At 64.5% G+C, this 16,162-nt stretch carries 18 protein-coding genes; all 18 read left to right on the top strand.

Features of this window, described 5'->3' with window-relative positions:
* Positions 1–123 precede the first annotated feature (123 nt).
* The 18 genes from flgB (at position 124) to FJW04_RS08150 (ending at position 15,941) form a co-directional block, all read left to right on the top strand.
* Positions 124–504 (top strand): flagellar basal body rod protein FlgB, encoded by a 381-nt coding sequence (gene flgB / locus FJW04_RS08235; protein WP_015315915.1) that lies wholly within the window; start codon positions 124–126, stop codon positions 502–504.
* A gap of 2 nt (positions 505–506) precedes the next feature.
* Positions 507–923: a flagellar basal body rod protein FlgC gene (gene flgC / locus FJW04_RS08230; protein WP_015315914.1), complete on the top strand. Its 417-nt coding sequence runs from the start codon at positions 507–509 to the stop codon at positions 921–923.
* On the top strand, positions 920–1,243 hold the full coding sequence (locus FJW04_RS08225; protein WP_181171435.1) for a flagellar hook-basal body complex protein FliE: 324 nt from the start codon (positions 920–922) through the stop codon (positions 1,241–1,243). Before flgC ends, FJW04_RS08225 begins: the two co-directional genes overlap by 4 nt.
* 10 nt (positions 1,244–1,253) lie before the next feature.
* Positions 1,254–2,042, top strand: coding sequence for a flagellar basal-body rod protein FlgG (flgG, locus tag FJW04_RS08220; protein ID WP_015315912.1), 789 nt, complete (start codon positions 1,254–1,256; stop codon positions 2,040–2,042).
* A gap of 6 nt (positions 2,043–2,048) precedes the next feature.
* Positions 2,049–2,561 carry a flagellar basal body P-ring formation chaperone FlgA gene (gene flgA / locus FJW04_RS08215; protein ID WP_181172904.1) on the top strand — a complete coding sequence of 171 codons (513 nt, stop codon included), beginning with the start codon at positions 2,049–2,051 and terminating at the stop codon, positions 2,559–2,561.
* The gene (locus FJW04_RS08210) at positions 2,558–3,799 is read left to right on the top strand and encodes a flagellar basal body P-ring protein FlgI (RefSeq protein WP_140713462.1); all 1,242 of its coding nucleotides are present in this window, start codon (positions 2,558–2,560) and stop codon (positions 3,797–3,799) included. The genes flgA and FJW04_RS08210 overlap by 4 nt, the downstream gene beginning before the upstream one ends.
* Before the next feature lie 8 nt (positions 3,800–3,807).
* The gene (locus FJW04_RS08205; protein WP_083883185.1) at positions 3,808–4,389 is read left to right on the top strand and encodes a MotE family protein; all 582 of its coding nucleotides are present in this window, start codon (positions 3,808–3,810) and stop codon (positions 4,387–4,389) included.
* The gene (gene flgH, locus FJW04_RS08200; RefSeq protein WP_140713460.1) at positions 4,386–5,090 is read left to right on the top strand and encodes a flagellar basal body L-ring protein FlgH; all 705 of its coding nucleotides are present in this window, start codon (positions 4,386–4,388) and stop codon (positions 5,088–5,090) included. Before FJW04_RS08205 ends, flgH begins: the two co-directional genes overlap by 4 nt.
* Before the next feature lie 20 nt (positions 5,091–5,110).
* On the top strand, positions 5,111–5,605 hold the full coding sequence (locus FJW04_RS08195; protein ID WP_015315907.1) for a flagellar basal body-associated FliL family protein: 495 nt from the start codon (positions 5,111–5,113) through the stop codon (positions 5,603–5,605).
* Entirely contained in the window at positions 5,602–6,333 is a 732-nt protein-coding gene (gene fliP / locus FJW04_RS08190; protein WP_015315906.1) for a flagellar type III secretion system pore protein FliP, read from the top strand. The genes FJW04_RS08195 and fliP overlap by 4 nt, the downstream gene beginning before the upstream one ends.
* Positions 6,334–6,575: 242 nt before the next feature.
* Positions 6,576–7,571 (top strand): flagellin, encoded by a 996-nt coding sequence (locus tag FJW04_RS08185; RefSeq protein ID WP_015315905.1) that lies wholly within the window; start codon positions 6,576–6,578, stop codon positions 7,569–7,571.
* A 275-nt stretch (positions 7,572–7,846) separates the two neighbouring features.
* Entirely contained in the window at positions 7,847–8,917 is a 1,071-nt protein-coding gene (locus tag FJW04_RS08180; protein WP_015315904.1) for a flagellin, read from the top strand.
* 126 nt (positions 8,918–9,043) lie between these two features.
* Positions 9,044–10,693, top strand: coding sequence for a flagellar basal-body MS-ring/collar protein FliF (gene fliF, locus FJW04_RS08175; RefSeq protein WP_140713458.1), 1,650 nt, complete (start codon positions 9,044–9,046; stop codon positions 10,691–10,693).
* A 3-nt stretch (positions 10,694–10,696) separates the two neighbouring features.
* Positions 10,697–11,317, top strand: a complete 621-nt coding sequence (locus FJW04_RS08170; protein WP_140713456.1) for a hypothetical protein — start codon at positions 10,697–10,699, stop codon at positions 11,315–11,317.
* Positions 11,314–12,684, top strand: a complete 1,371-nt coding sequence (locus tag FJW04_RS08165; RefSeq protein WP_140713453.1) for a MotB family protein — start codon at positions 11,314–11,316, stop codon at positions 12,682–12,684. Before FJW04_RS08170 ends, FJW04_RS08165 begins: the two co-directional genes overlap by 4 nt.
* Complete coding sequence (locus tag FJW04_RS08160; protein ID WP_140713451.1) at positions 12,681–14,048, top strand: chemotaxis protein MotC; 1,368 nt, start codon at positions 12,681–12,683, stop codon at positions 14,046–14,048. The genes FJW04_RS08165 and FJW04_RS08160 overlap by 4 nt, the downstream gene beginning before the upstream one ends.
* Positions 14,045–15,424 (top strand): flagellar hook-length control protein FliK, encoded by a 1,380-nt coding sequence (locus FJW04_RS08155; protein ID WP_140713449.1) that lies wholly within the window; start codon positions 14,045–14,047, stop codon positions 15,422–15,424. Before FJW04_RS08160 ends, FJW04_RS08155 begins: the two co-directional genes overlap by 4 nt.
* Positions 15,354–15,941: a transglycosylase SLT domain-containing protein gene (locus tag FJW04_RS08150; RefSeq protein ID WP_181171169.1), complete on the top strand. Its 588-nt coding sequence runs from the start codon at positions 15,354–15,356 to the stop codon at positions 15,939–15,941. The genes FJW04_RS08155 and FJW04_RS08150 overlap by 71 nt, the downstream gene beginning before the upstream one ends.
* Positions 15,942–16,162: the final 221 nt, after the last annotated feature.

The raw sequence follows: 16,162 nt of genomic DNA, 5'->3' as shown, positions 1-16,162 counted from the left end.
GGGATGGAGCATGATGTCGTCCGAAAACCGCTTCACCGTTTTCGCCTTCACGTTCTAGCGACCGATCGCAAGGTCCGCGCAAGACTGGCGTCCTAGTCTTTGGGCACATGCCCGGAGATTCCCATGGAGCCTGTTTCCCTTTTCGATCTCGCCGCCAAGCAAGCGCAGTGGCTGTCGGTACGTCAGTCGGCGGTCGCCGGCAACATCGCCAATGCCAACACGCCGGGCTACACGGCAAACGATGTCGAGCCGTTCGAGAAGGTGCTCGACCGCACCGCGGTGTCGCTCCAGATCACCGAGCCCGGTCACCTCGGCACTGCGGCGACCAATGCCGGCTTCTCCATCAAGCCGCAGGAAGACGACGGCGTGGTCATGCCCTCCAAGAACACGGTCGTGCTTGAAGACCAGCTTCTCAAGGCCGGCGAGGTGCGCCGCTCCTTCGAACTCAACACGGCCATCGTCAAGGCATTCCACTCAATGATGATGATGGCGGTGAAGAGCTGACCATGGACGCACTGACCGCAGCCCTCAAAGTCGCAGCATCAGGCCTTGGCGCTCAGTCCGAGCGCCTGCGCGTGGTTTCGGAAAACCTCGCCAACGCCCAGTCGACAGGCACCACGCCGGGCGCCGACCCGTATCGCCGCAAGACCATCAGCTTCGTCTCCGAACTCGACCGGGCCTCCGGCAGCTCGACGGTGGAGGTGAATTCGATCGACCGCGACCCGAGCAATTTTCCCGTCGAATTCCAGCCCGGCAACGAGGCCGCCGACGACAAGGGCTACGTCAAGATGCCCAATGTGAACGTGCTGATCGAGATGGCCGACATGACCGAGGCCAACCGCTCCTACGAGGCCAACCTGCAAGTCGTGAAGCAGGCGCGTGATCTCATTTCAATGACCATCGACCTGATGAGGAACCAATGATCGTCAACGGCATCGGCGCGCTTAACCTGAAGCCTGGGCTGGGCGATACAGCCACCGATCTGCTGCAGGGTGGCGTTGCGCCGGCGGCAACGGGCAACCTTGGCACCTCCTTCGCCGAAGCGGTGAGCCAGGCTGCCTCCAAGACCGTCAGCACCATGCAGAATGCCGAGCAGGTGTCGATGCAGGCGCTCAAGGGCGACGCCGACACCCGCCAGGTGGTCGATGCCGTGATGAGCGCCCAGCAGGCGCTGCAGACCGCCGTCGCCATCCGCGACAAGGTGGTCTCGGCCTATCTCGAAGTCAGTCGCATGGGCATCTGAGGAGCAGGCCATGAAAGCACTCGCCATCGCCGCCACCGGCATGAATGCCCAGCAGACCAATCTGGAAGTCATCGCCAACAACATCGCCAACATCAACACCACCGGCTACAAGCGCGCGCGCGCCGAATTCTCCGACCTGCTCTACCAGGTCGATCGCACGCAAGGCGTCCCCAACCGCTCCAATGCCTCGCTGGTGCCGGAAGGCGTTTCGATCGGTCTCGGCGTAAAGACGACCGCCGTACGCAACGTCCACACCCAGGGTGAACTGACCAGCACCGGCAACAGCTTCGACATGGCGCTCACCGGCAGGGGCTGGTTCCAGATCGAAGGCGCCGATGGCGGTACGCTCTATACCCGCGCCGGCGCCTTCAACACCAACGCCACCGGCCAGCTGGTGACGGTGGACGGCGCCAGTGTCATTCCGGCCATCACCGTGCCGACTGATGCGGTCGAAGTCATCGTCAACAAGACCGGCCAGGTCTTCGCCCGCATCGACGGCCAGACCGACCTGCAGAACCTCGGCCAGCTCCAGATCGTCAACTTCGCCAACGAGGCGGGCCTCGCGCCGCTCGGCGACAATCTCTTCCAAGAGACAACGGCTTCCGGCCCGGCCAATGTCGGCGTGCCCGGCGATCCCGGCTTCGCCACCATCCAGCAAGGCTATCTCGAGGCCTCCAATGTCGACCCGGTCAAGGAAATCACGGAACTGATCTCGGCGCAGCGCGCCTATGAAATGAACTCCAAGGTCATCCAGGCCGCCGACGACATGGCCTCCGTCGTCTCCAAGAACATCAGGTAACGGATGATGGCCATGCCGATCTCCTGCTCCGCATTCCGTCGCGCCGCGCTCGCCCTTGCGCTGGTGGCCTGCGGCATGCCGGCTTTCGCCCAGGACTCGGCCAACCAGATCGCCAGCAACCAACCTGCTGGCGAGGTCGTGCTGATCCCCAACCGGGTCATCTATCCCGGCGAGACCATCGAGCTTGCCGCTCTCAAGCAGGTCACCCTCATCCCCGGCAAGCACAAGCCAGATGCTGTTGCCACCCGTTCCGAGGAACTGCAGGGCAAGATCGCCAAGCGCACGCTGCTGCCCGGCCGCTACATTCCTTCAGCCGCCGTCCGTGAGGCCTGGCTGGTCGAGCAGGGTGCCGCCGTGCAGGTCTTCTTCGTCGCCGGCGGGCTGACGATAACGGCCACCGCCGTGACGTTGCAGGCGGGTTCGGCGGGCGACTTCATCAAGGTCCGCAACAGCGACAGCGGCAAGATTCTCTCCGGCACGGTGATGGCCGACGGCACCATCCAGGTCGGCGCTTCATGATGCGCCTGCTTGCCCTTCTGATTGCGGCCACGCTCGGTCTGCAGCCGGCACTAGCCGATGGCCTGACGCCCAAGGCCAAGCGCGAACTCGCCGCCAGGAATGGCGGTGTCTACGACGATCCCGAATATGATCCCGCCACCACCACGCGCATGTTCCGCGTTTCGCCCGGACCAAGCTCGCTGCCGCCTGGCCAGGTCGCCTCGCGCATCAAGGATATCGCGCAGCTGCAGAGTTCGCGCGACAACCAGCTCGTCGGCTACGGCCTCGTCATCGGGCTCGCCGGATCCGGCGACAGCCTGCGCAACTCGCCGTTCACCGAACAGTCGATCCGCGCCATGCTCGAAAATCTCGGCATCGCCACCGAAGGCGGCAGCGCACGCGCCAAGAACGTCGCCGCCGTCATCGTCACCGCCAACATGCCGCCCTATGTGCAGTCCGGCGCCCGCATCGACATCGACGTCTCCTCGATGGGCGACGCCACCTCGCTTGCCGGCGGCACGCTGATCATGACGCCGCTGAAGGCGGCGGACGGGGAGATCTACGCCGTCGGCCAGGGCGCGGTCATCGTTTCCGGTTTCACCGCTCAAGGCCAGGCCGAGCAGTTGACGCAAGGCGTACCGACCGCCGGCCGCGTGCCGAACGGGGCCATAATCGAGCGGCAGGTGAAGGCCGAGTTCGATGACCAGTCGACGCTGACGCTGCAATTGCGCAATCCCGATTTCTCCACCGCCATCCGCATCGCGGACGCGATCAACGACTACACCGCCCAGCGCTTCGGCATGCGCGTGGCGGCGGAGCGCGATTCCCGCACCGTGCAGATCAGGCGACCGAAGAGCGTTTCGGCGGCCCGCTTCTATGCCGAGATCGAAAACCTGGTGGTCGAGTCCGACACGCCGGCCCGCGTCGTCATCGACGAGCGCACCGGTACCATCGTCATCGGCAACGACGTCAAGATCTCACGTGTCGCCATCAGCCACGGCACGCTGACGGTGCGCATTACGGAAGCGCCGCGCGTCGTGCAGCCCGAACCCTTCTCCAAGGGCGAAACCGCCGTCGAACCGTTCACAGCCATCGATGCCACCCGGCCCAACGCCCGCGTCGCCGTGCTCGACGGGCCCGACCTGCAAACTCTCGTTTCCGGCCTCAACCGTCTCGGCGTCAAGCCGGACGGCATCATTGCCATCCTGCAAGGCATCAAGTCGGCCGGCGCCTTGCAAGCCGATCTGGTTCTCCAATAGCGATGCCGATGATCACCTCCCTCTCATCCCATCAAGGACGCCCTCCCAGCGCAATCTTGTTCGCGGCCACGGTCCTCGCGGCCATGTCCGTTTCGAGCTGCGGCGCACGCGGCGAGGATGTCGTTCGTCAGATTCTGCCCGGAGCGCAGCCCGCGGTCGCACCGCAGCAACTGACACGAGAAAAGGCGCCGGACCAGAGCGAGATCGAGCGCTTCTGCTCCAACATCGCCGACGCCGCGCGCGACCGCCGCTATGCCTTGCAGGCGGAGGAGTTAAAACAGCTGCAGGCAGGCATCGACGAGCGCATGAAGGCGCTGGACGCAAAAAAAGCCGAATACGAAACCTGGTTGAAGCGGCGCGAGGTGTTTCTGGCCCGGGCCGAGGACGGTGTCGTCAAGATTTATGCCGGCATGAAGCCCGATGCCGCGGCCGAACGCCTGGCGATCGTCAACGCGGACCTCGCCGCGGCCATCCTGATGAAGCTCGATTCGCGCAAGGCGGGTGTCATCCTCAACGAAATGGACCAGAAGGCGGCGGCGACGCTCACCGGCATCATGGCCAGCGCAGCCCGAAGGGTAGATCCGTCATGATCCGCAGAATGCTCATCCTGTCCGCGGCGGCAGCCTTGTCCGGCTGCGCAACCAATTTCAAGGAAATCGGTAGGGAACCATCGCTGTCGCCGGTCGGTTCGGGCATCGGCGGCGACGGGGCAGCACCCTACAGCTATCCTCAGCCGCCCGCCGCTCCGGTCAAGAAGTTCTCTTTGTGGGACGACCGCCAGAGCCGGCTGTTCACCGATCCCAGGGCGCTGCGCGAAGGCGACATCCTGACCGTCAGGATCAAGCTCAACGACAAGGCCAACTTCAAGAACCAGAACGACCGGAGCCGCACCGCCGCACGCAAGCTGGGCTATGACGTCACGCTCGGATGGGAAGGCAACAGCACCAGCGGCAAGGGTGACGCCGGCTTGAGTTCCAGCACCGAAACCAATGCCGACGGCGAAATCAAGCGCTCTGAAAACCTGGAGCTCAACGTCGCCGCCGTCGTCACCGAGGTCCTGCCCAACGGCAATTTGATGATCAGGGGTTCCCAGGAAGTGCGCGTCAACTACGAGCTCAGGGTGCTCACCATCGCCGGCATGGTGCGCCCGTCGGACATCGGCGCGGAAAACACCATCTCCTATGAACGCATCGCCGAGGCGCGCATCTCCTATGGCGGCCGTGGCCGCGTCAGCGAGGTCCAGCAGCCGGCTTATGGCCAGCAGGTCCTCGACCAGGTTCTTCCGTTCTAGGCATTGGAGAGCGCGGCACCATGGCCAATGTCGATCAGATTCAGCCTCGCAAGGGTCCTTCCCTTGCCGTGCAGGGCGCCATGCTGCTCGTGGTGACGGCCGCCGCCATCGGCATGGGCTGGATGTCGGGCGGTTATCTCAAGGGCGTCGGCGCACCATCGTCGGTGCCAGTCGCGCCTGAAAACGAGGGCAAGGTACCCCAGCCCGAAGCCGCTCAACAAGCTGGCGCGGGGCCGACGCTCGTCGCGCTGGCGCCGATCACCACCAACATCGCCTCGCCCGCGGACACTTGGATCAGGATGGAAGTGTCCGTGGTCTACGACGCTCCGCAGCCGCCGGCGATGGCGGAGGACGTCCAGCAGGATCTTCTGGCCTTCGTGCGTACCCTCAAGATGCACCAGATCGAAGGCGCCAGCGGCTACCAGCATCTGAAGGCCGATCTCGACGAACGCGCCTCGATCCGCAGTCAGGGGCACGTCAAACAGGTTCTCGTCAGGACATTGCTGCTCGAATGAGAAAATTCCTTCTTGCCGCGGCACTGATTGGCGCCGCCACCTCCGTCGCGGCGGCCCAGCAACTGGACCTTGGCGGCATCGGCAAGGCCGATGGCGCCACCGTCGGCTACATCATCCAGATGTTCGGCCTGCTCACCGTGCTGTCGGTGGCGCCGGGGCTGCTGATCATGGTGACCAGCTTCACCCGCTTCGTCATCGCCTTCTCCATCCTGCGTGCCGGCATTGGCCTGCAATCGACGCCGGCGAATCTCATCCTCATTTCGCTGTCGCTGTTCATGACCTTTTATGTCATGGCGCCGACCTTCGATCAGGCGTGGAATACCGGCGTCAAGCCGTTGATGGACAATCAGATCAGCCAGACAGAGGCCTTCGAGAAGATTTCCGATCCGTTCCGCACCTTCATGCTGCACAATGTGCGCGACAAGGATTTCGACCTTTTCGCCGACCTTGCCCGCGAACGCGGCCAGGTCGTTGCGAAGGAGACGGTCGATCTGCGCATTCTGGTGCCTGCCTTCATGATCTCCGAGATCCGGCGCGGCTTCGAGATCGGCTTCCTGATCGTGCTGCCATTCCTGGTCATCGACTTGATCGTGGCCACCATCACCATGGCGATGGGCATGATGATGCTGCCGCCCACGGTCGTGTCGTTGCCGTTCAAGATCCTGTTCTTTGTCCTGATCGACGGCTGGAACCTGCTCGTCGGCAGCCTGGTGCGCTCTTTCACCTGACCGTGCGCGCTCGACATCGGGTATGGCCTGCCTGCGGAATGAGGCAGCGCGCCGCGTCATCGAATTCCTCCGAATTATTTTCGATTAACCGTCCAGTTTAGTCGTTTGGTAGGGACTCGCCGCCATAGTCGCTCGCAGATGGCGGGTGACCCAAACGCAACGGTCATTGGCATGATGCCGCTCCGTCATACCGGACAAACCGGTATGCAAAAAACACCCTGTAAAACAAGGTACGAGTAGCCATGGCCAGTATCATGACCAACGCCTCGGCGTTGACCGCTCTGCAGAGCTTGAACGCCACCCAGAAGAACCTCGACACCACCCAGGCCCGCATCTCGACGGGTTATCGCGTCTCCCAGGCGTCGGACAACGCCGCCTACTGGTCGATCGCCACCACGATGCGCTCGGACAACTCGGCGATGTCCACCGTTTCGGACGCGCTCGGCCTCGGCGCCTCGAAGGTCGACACCGCCTACACCGGCATGGACAGCGCGATCACGACCATCAACCAGATCCAGCAGAAGCTGACCGCATCCTACGGCCAGACGGACGCTTCCAAGGAAAAGACCCAGGTCGAAATCGCCGCTCTTCAGAAGCAGCTGAAAGCCTATGCCGATGGCGCCACCTTCTCCGGCACCAACATGCTCTCGGTCAACAGCGGCGCCACCGCCACGACCGCGGCCGACGTCAAGATCGTTTCGGCCTTCAACCGCAGCGCCACCGGCGCGGTTTCGATCTCGACGATCGACGTCAACGTGGAAAGCATCAAGCTGTATGAAGCCGGCACTGCTGCCGGCGTGACGAAGGGTATCCTCGACGCCGACCGCCTCGGTACCGATGGCAGCGTCGCGGCCGCGGCCTCGAACCCGACCCTGGGCGCTGCCGCAGCGGCCACCGACACTTATTCGGTCGCCAGCCTGAAGATCTTCTCGGGCACCACCGCTGCGAGCGACACCCAGATCCAGGCTATGATGAACGTCGTCGATGCCGCGCTGAAGGGCATGACCAACGCTGCCACTAAGCTCGGCGCCGCCAAGAGCTCCATCGACCTGCAGAAGACCTTCACCTCGAGCCTGATGGACTCCATCGATCGCGGCGTCGGCCAGCTCGTCGATGCCGACATGAACAAGGAATCGACCCGCCTCCAGGCCCTGCAGGTTCAGCAGCAGCTCGGCGTCCAGGCGCTGTCGATCGCCAACGGCTCGTCGCAGTCGATCCTGTCGCTCTTCCGCGGCTGATCCCTCTCGACGGATCAAACCAGGCAAACGGGCCGCGCCAAAAGCGCGGCCCGTTTTGCGTTTGCTCCAGCCCCGCGCAACCCTCGTTTCTTAACCCTCGAAAGCTGGCTTTTAACAGGCCGTTAACCATAACGCGCTAGTCATGGTTAACCAATGACTTACAACGGATTGCCGAATCGGCCCGATCGGGTGACGGTAATCCACGAGCGGGTCGAGCGGCTCGCGAGGGCAACGCCGGTTTGAGAAAGACCGGTCTGGAAAAAGGAGCGAGTTTCTTGGCGAGCATCATGACGAACGCCGCGGCGTTGACCGCACTTCAAAGCCTTAACGCCACCAACAAATCGCTCGAGCAAACGCAGTCCCGAATCTCCACGGGCTACAGGGTCTCCGAGGCCTCCGACAACGCCGCCTACTGGTCGATCGCCACGACGATGCGCTCCGACAACCAGGCGCTGTCGACAGTCCAGGACGCGCTCGGCCTGGGCGCTTCGAAAGTCGACACTGCCTATACCGGCATGAACAATGCGCTGGATACGATCGGCAAGATCAAGACCAAGTTGCTTTCGACCATTGGCCAGACGGGTGCCGCCAAGGCAAAGACGCAGACTGAAATCACCGCGCTCCAGGCGCAGATGAAGTCCTTTGCCGATGCCGCCACCTTTTCGGGCTCGAATTATCTTTCGGTAACGTCGACGCAGGTCGCCGCCGCCAATGATGGCGTCCAGGCCGACGCCAAGATCGTGTCGTCCTTCAATCGCTCATCGTCGGGCGCCATCTCGCTCGGGACGATCGACATCGATGTCGAGAGCACCAAGCTGTTCGATTCCGGTCTCTCCACCGCCGTCAAGAACCAGGGCACGCTTGACCGCCAGACCTCGGTCTATTCCACGGCGGCCGCCCAGGACCTGTATGATACCGCTTATGCGGCCGCAATCGCCGGCGGCGGCACGGATATTGCCGCCAACACCGCCGGCCAGACCGCGGCCGGGGCGGTGGTTCCCAGGATCGACAATGTTTCCGCATACAACCTCGATATCACCGCGGCCGGCGTGACCGACGACATCATCACCCAGATGGTCGGCAAGATCGACAAGGTCATGAGCCAGTTGACCGACTCCGCCACCATTCTCGGTGCGGCCAAGAGCTCCATCGACCTGCAGAAGACCTTCACGCAGAGCCTGATGGACTCGATCGATCGCGGCGTCGGCCAGCTCGTCGATGCCGACATGAACAAGGAATCGACCCGCCTCCAGGCGCTCCAGGTTCAGCAGCAGCTCGGCATCCAGTCGCTGTCGATCGCCAACAGCTCCTCGCAGTCGATCCTGTCGCTGTTCAAGAACGGCTAACCTTGGCCTAGCTGACGGATACTTCGAAATTCACGGGCCGCGCCGCAAGCGCGGCCCGATTTCATTTTCGCACAAGCTTCGGGAGCTAGTGTTCCGGCGGACAGTCATGCTGGGAGTCGCTCAATCGTGCCGGAACAGATCCAGAGCATCATCTCGAATCTCCGCGGCTTTGGCGTCAGGCGCCTGGCCATGCTGGCGGGCATCGCCGTCCTGGTGATGGGCGTCATCGGCATTGCCTCGGTCTACCTCAACCGCCCGGCCTACGACACGCTCTATGTCGGGCTCGACCGCTCCGACGTGAACCAGATCGGCCTGGTGCTGGGCGAGGCCGGCATCGGCTTCGACGTCGGCGCCGACGGAACCTCCGTGCTGGTTCCGGCCGGCACCACGGCGCAGGCGCGCATGCTGCTTGCCGAAAAGGGCCTGCCGACCAGCGCCAATGCCGGCTACGAATTGTTCGACAATGTCGGCGCGATGGGCCTCACCTCCTTCATGCAGCAGATCACCCGGGTGCGCGCGCTTGAAGGCGAGATCGCCCGCACCATCCAGTCGATATCGGGTATCAAGGCGGCGCGCGTCCACATCGTCATGTCCGAGCGTGCCAATTTTCGTCGCGACGAACAGCAACCCTCCGCGTCGGTCGTCATCCGCTACGCCGGCATCGACGCGGAGAAGAGCGCCATGTCGATCCGCCATCTCGTCGCCGCCGCCGTCCCTGGCCTGTCGGCCGACAAGGTGACGGTGCTCGATTCCAACGGCAATCTGCTGGCCGCGGGCGATGATCCATCCAACACCAGTGCCGCTCGCACGCTCAGCGTCGAGCAAACCGTGGAGGCGCAGATCGGCGACAACATTCGCCGCGCGCTCACGCCCTATCTCGGGCCCGACAATTTCCGCGCCAGCGTCAAAGCTGATGTCAACACCGACACCCGCCAGACCGAAGAGACGATCTTCGATCCGGAGTCCCGTGTCGAGCGCTCGGTGCAATCGGTGCGCGCCAACGAGAACAGCAACCAGAAACAGGCCTCGACCCCGGCCAGCGTCGAGCAGAACCTGCCGGAGACCCAGGCGACCAGCACCGAGGGTCCGCAGACCTCCTCGGCCAACGACCGCAAGGAGGAGATCACCAACTACGAGATCAACTCCAAGAAGATCGCCACCGTCTCCAATGGCTACAGCGTCACCAAGATGTCGATCGCCGTCGTCGTCAACCAGGACCGGCTGAAGACGATCCTGGGCAAGGACGCCACACCGGACCAGATCGCCAAGCGCGTCGCCGAAATCCAGAAGATGGTAAGCTCCGCCACCGGCTTCGATGACAAGCGCGGCGACGTCATCGACGTCTCGGCCGTCGAGTTCATCGACGGGCTGGACGGCGAGGCGGTGCCACAGGCGGGAATGCTCGATTCCATCGGCCAGCATGCCGGCACGCTGATCAATGCCGGCGCCTTCATCGTGGTGGTGTTCCTGGTCGCCTTCTTCGGCCTGCGGCCGATGGCGGCCGCGCTGACGGCAAAGGCGACGCCCGCTATAGCAGGCCCCAATTTCGATGAGGTCCAGCGCTCCCTGCCCACCCCCGAGGCAGCCGCTTCCGCCGATGCGGGTGCCGCCATTGGCGCTCTGCCCGGCACGCGTGCCGGCGCCACCCCGCTCGACGATCTGCGCCAGAAGATCAGGCCGGCCCCGCAGGAGCGGCTTGCCCGCATGGTCGACATCAACGAGGAACGCACCGCGCAGATCCTGCGCAAGTGGGCGGCCCAGGAAGTCGCGGCGTAGACCATGCCCTCCGCAGCCCTCTTTGATCTTCTCCCGGATTTCGGCACGCGCGCGCAACGCGCCAGCCAGCCGCAGGCCACCGCCGAGCACAAGCCCGAGGCGGCAGCACCGACGGCCGATATCGGCACGCTGATCGCCGAAGCCGTTGCCCAGGCGGAGGCGGCGCTCGGCGAACGGCTTGCCGCGGCCCATGAAGCAACGCTGCAAGCGGAACGCCAGGCAAATGCCGAGGAAGCAAAGGCCTTTCTCGACAGCTTCGGCGGCGATGTCGGCAAGGCGATCTCGTCGCGCATCGACGCCATGGAGGCGCGCGTGACGGATCTTGTCGCCGCAACGGTCGCCCGCATCATCGGCGGCGTTGTCAGCGACGATCTGCGGAAGCGCTCGCTCGAAGCGCTCGCCGGCGCGATCCGCGAAGCCGTTGGCGATGGCGAAGCGGTGCGCATCGCCGTTCGCGGGCCGCTCTCGCTGTTCGAAACGCTGAAGGCGTCGCTTGGATCCCGCGCCGCAAACCTCGACTTCATCGAGGCGCCCGGCTTCGACCTGATGGTCACCATCGACGAGGCCGTGTTCGAAACGCGAATGGCCGAATGGTCGGCAACCCTGTCCGAGGTCCTGTCATGAGCGTCGCCGAAGCCGATCATGGCAGGCACGAGATCATCATCGTGCGGCGCGGCCATGACGACCACGACGAAGGTCATCATGGCGGCGTCTGGAAGATCGCCTTCGCCGATTTCATGACCGCGATGATGTGCTTCTTCCTGGTCATGTGGCTGATCAATGCCGCCAACGAACAGACCAAGACGGCCGTCGCCAGCTATTTCAACCCCGTCAAGCTGGTCGACCGCGAGTCGAGCCGCAAGGGCCTTAAGGATCTCGGCAATGGACCGCGCACGGCCGGGCCGACGGCCGAAGACCCGCAGGAAGCGACCACCAAGGCTGGACAGGACGGCACCGGCGCCGCGGGCTCGTCCAATCGCAAACAGGACAAGCAGGAGCCGCAGCAGTCGCAACAGTCCGACGAGCATCTTTTCGCCGACCCCTATGCGGTGCTTTCGGAGATCGCCACGGATACCGGCGTCATGCAGAATGTCAGCCAGAAGGGCGATGGCGGCGCGCAGAGTTCCGGCCCGGCGACGGGCGCCTCGGGGGGCGCGTCCTACCGCGATCCTTTCGAGCCGGACTTTTGGTCGCAGCAGGTCGCCGCGCCCGGCGCCGAGGCGAGTGCCCAGCGCCCCAGGGTCGAGGGCGATCCGCTCAAGCCCGGCGACAAGGCTGCCGAGACGCAGATCGCCAAGGTCAAGGCCGTGCTGCCGGCGCCGCCGATCAAGGATGCACCACTGGAGCCCCTGGCCGGGGACGGCAAGGACGTCGCGGCGACAATGGTCAAGACTGCTGATGCCAAGGCCGGCGGTACCAAGGCCGAGGCTGGAGACAGCAAGGCCGCGGACATGGCGAAGGCGGGCACGGCCGCTGCGAAGCAGGAGGCCACACAATCCGAGGCGGCGGACAAGGCTCCGACCGCCGCCGCGCTGAAGGCCGCCGCCGACGTCAAGCAACAGCTGGCCGATGCCTTCAAGCCCGGCGACAAGCTGCATGACGGCGTCTCGGTGGAAGCCACCGACAAGGGTGTCGTCATCTCCATCACCGATCAGCTCGACTTCGGCATGTTCGAGGTCGGCTCGGCGGTGCCGAGCCGCGAACTGGTACTGGCGATGGAAAAGATCGGCCGCATCGTCAACGGCCAGAAAGGCACCATCAGCATCAACGGTCACACCGATGCGCGTCCCTTCCGCGGTGTCAGCTACGACAATTGGCGGCTGTCGACGGCGCGCGCGCACTCGGCCTATTACATGCTCGTGCGTGGCGGCGTCGATGAACGCCGCATCACCGAGGTTGCCGGCTTCGCCGATCGCCAGCCCAAGGATGCCGCTGATCCGCTGTCGGCGGCCAACCGCCGCATCGAGATCCTGATGGCGACCGGCGGATGAAACGGGCGGCGCTCACCAGCCGCATGATAGGCCTGTTGCTGCTGGCCACGGCTTGTCCGTCTGCGGGCCTCGCCCAGGACACGCTGCAGCCTTATCAGCTGGTCCGCTCGTTGCAGCTCGTTCAGGACCGCATCGCGGCCGGCGATCATGCCGCGATGCCGATGCAGGCCAAGCTGCTCGAGATGACCGATGCGCGGTTGCGTGCGGCGGACGCCGAGGATTTCAAGGATCCCAAGAATTTTCGGGCGTTGCTGGTCTACGGCATGAGCGGCGGCAATCCGGTGACCGTCGAGGCGGCCGTGTCGCGCGCCGCCTCCGATCCGCGGAACCTTGCCATCGCCAAAGGGGTGATCGACTATCTGAACGGCCGGCCAGGCGAGGCGATCGAAGCCCTGAGGCCGATCGACCCGATGACCCTGCCAGGCGACCTCGGCGCGTTCCTCGCTTTGGTCAAAGGCTCATTGCTTGCCACGGATCAGCCGGCGGCCGCACTCACGCTGCTCGATGAAGCCAAGCTGCTCAGCCCCGGCACTCTGGTCGAGGAAGCGGCCTTGCGGCGCTCGGTCGGCATTGCCGTGACGCAGGGCGACGCGGCGCGGTTCGCGCTTGCCTCCACCCAATATGTCGAGCGCTACCTCTATTCGCCTTACGCCAGCCAGTTCGCCGACTCCTTCGTCTCCGGCGTCATTGCACTGCATATGTCGATCAGCCAGGACAAGCTGGCCGACATCACCTCGATGATGGACCCCGAGCGCGAGAAGGTGATCTATCTGCGTATCGCACGCCGCGCCGCGATTGACGGCATGAGTGACTTGTCGGCCTTCGCCTCGGCGCGGGCCGAACAGGGTCGCGACAGCAACACCAATCAGGGCGATCCGCGCGCCCTGCTCTATTCCAGCCTGTCCACGGTGACCTCCGATACGATCGAGGACGTGCGCACCAAACTTGGCAAGATCGACCGCAGCAAATTATCGGACGGCGACCGGGCCTTGCTCGACGCGGCCCAGGCCATCGCCGGCGAAGTGGTGGCGCCGCCTGCTTCCCTTCCGGTCGCAAATCCGGCGCCCGCGCCGGTCGTACCATCGCCCGAACCCGAAATTGCGGCCGCATCGACCACGGATGCCGCCGGATTGCCACCCGTCGAGGGTGCCGTGTCCGAGAAGCCGGCCTTGGCGCCCCTGGCCGCTGCGCCCGCTGCGCCGAACACATCCGCGCCGGCAACCGACGCGGCAACCGTCCTGCCGGCATCGGCCCCGGCGGTCGCGGCCAGCGCCGACACGACAGACCCGACCGACGCCGCCATGACGAAAACCCGTCGACAGCTAGACCTGATCGACCAGATGCTTGGAGCCGCCCCGAAATGACCCCCAGCCTCGGCCCGGCCCTGCCCGGATTTACCGCCGCGCGCACGGCCGAGCAGCCGGCCGCGTCCGGAAAGAAGGACGACACCGGGTTCGGAGGGATGGTGCACGGCGGCGCAAGCCCTGCCCATTCGGAGAAGCAGCCACCGGCCGAGCCAGGCTCCCGCGATCCGCGGTGGAGCAAGCTTGCCGCGGAGCTCGCGGCAAAGGCAGGCGAGGACGAGCCTAGGCCCGCCGGCAAGGCAAGGACCACGCCGAGCGGATCGTCTGCCGCGAAATCCATGAAGGACGGCAAGGACGCCGGGACGGACAAGGATGCCGATGCCGACGCGCCGGCCGCCGAATCGGGCGCGACGCCACTCGACGAGCATCTAGCGCTGCTGATGGCGTTTCATGACCTGCGCCATTTCTCGACATCGACCAAAACGGCCGACCAGAGCGCGGCCGGAACGGGACAGGACGCCGCGGTCGTTGGACAGCTTCCGCCGAAGGCCCACCGGCAGAAATCCGCCGCCGGGCGTGACGGTCTCGAACCCATGGCCAAGCCCGAGCGGGTATCGCTGGTCGACGGACCGTTGACGAAACTCGACGGCCGGCTCATTCGCGATGCCGCCGGCGCCCCTAAACATGACAGTATGGTCACGGCCGGCCCCTTGCCCGAGGCGCCTGCGGACGTTCCGGGCGTGGAGACGAAGCAGGCGGCGCCGCAGTTGAAATCGATCGCCGATCTCCAGTCCGCGTTGCGGTCCGAGCCGGGAAAACAGCAGTCGGCGGCGGCACGCATCGACGTCGTTTCCGAGCGCAGCTTCCCCGCCCCGCCGCAGGCACCGATAAGCCAGGCAGCCCTCAACGTGATCGGCGCCATTTCAGCCGATGGCGGTCCGAACCAGGCGCTTTCCACGGCCTCCGCGACCGCTCAGCTGACAGGCTCTGTTGCCGTTCCGACACATGTGTTGAAGATCGAACTTCACCCGGCCGAACTGGGCATGGTCACGGCCCATCTTCGGCTCTCCGGAGAACAACTGTCGATTGAATTGAAGCCCGACACACACGATGCCTATCGCCGGCTTTCCAGTGACAGCGAGGCGATCGTCAAGTCGCTGCGCGGGCTGGGCTTCGAGGTTGACAAGGTCACCATTCTGCAACCTTCGGTAGCAATTCCCTCTACAACCCGCACGGATGCAACCGCCTCGATGAGCGCTGCACCCGGCCGCGATCCGTCATCCTTCCAGCCCGGAAATTCCGGCGGCGGCAACAGTGGAACCGGCGGCCAGCAGTCAGGTCAGCAATCCGCAAGGGGTAATCATGATGAAGCGCAAGCACATGGCCGCGCCGCTTCGCCTTCTCGCGAGCGCGCTGGCGGCGGTGTTTTTATCTAGCCTCGCGAGCAGCGCAGGCGCCGCCACCAATCCTTGCGAACCCGAGATCCTGCGTGCCGCCGACCGCTATGGCGTGCCTGCCGGCATCCTCTATGCCGTCGGGTTGACGGAAACCGGAAACAAGGGCAGCCTTCAACCCAATGCCTTGAATATAGAGGGAAAAGCAGTCTTCCCGAGAAGCCGGGACGAAGCGCTTGCCGCCTTCGCCAACGCCCAGCGCGAGGGCAAGACGCTGATCGATCTCGGCTGCATGCAGATCAACCATCACTACCATGCCTCGCATTTCCGCAGCGTCGAGGACATGCTCGACCCGCGCCAGAACGTCGACTACGCGGCACGCTTCCTGGCCAGCCTCCATGCCCGCCATGAGACCTGGTCCATGGCCGTCGCCCGCTATCATGCCGGACCCGACAACGACCCGGCGCAGAAGGTCTATGTCTGCAGGGTGATCGCCAACATGGTGGCCACCGGCTTCGGCAAATGGACCACGAACGCACGCGCCTTCTGCAACCCGTAAGCGCATTTTCCACTTCTAATACATCAGTCCCGTGGCTGCGAAGCGGTCGATTCGACTTGGCCGAGACTTGGACCCGCAAGCATATCTGGCTGCACGCTAATGCAACCGATACGATTCCGGACTCCCAAGAAACTAGTTACAAGAAATGACGGTTGTTCAGGATTCCCGCCAGCGGATACGCCTTTCCCCACGGGGCAAATGTGCTGATTCGGAGGCGGGGC

It is taken from the genome of Mesorhizobium sp. B2-7-3 (assembly GCF_006440715.1).
Taxonomy (GTDB): domain Bacteria; phylum Pseudomonadota; class Alphaproteobacteria; order Rhizobiales; family Rhizobiaceae; genus Mesorhizobium; species Mesorhizobium australicum.
Note: the sequence above shows the minus strand (reverse complement) of the source record. Positions and strands in the feature narration are given on the sequence as shown.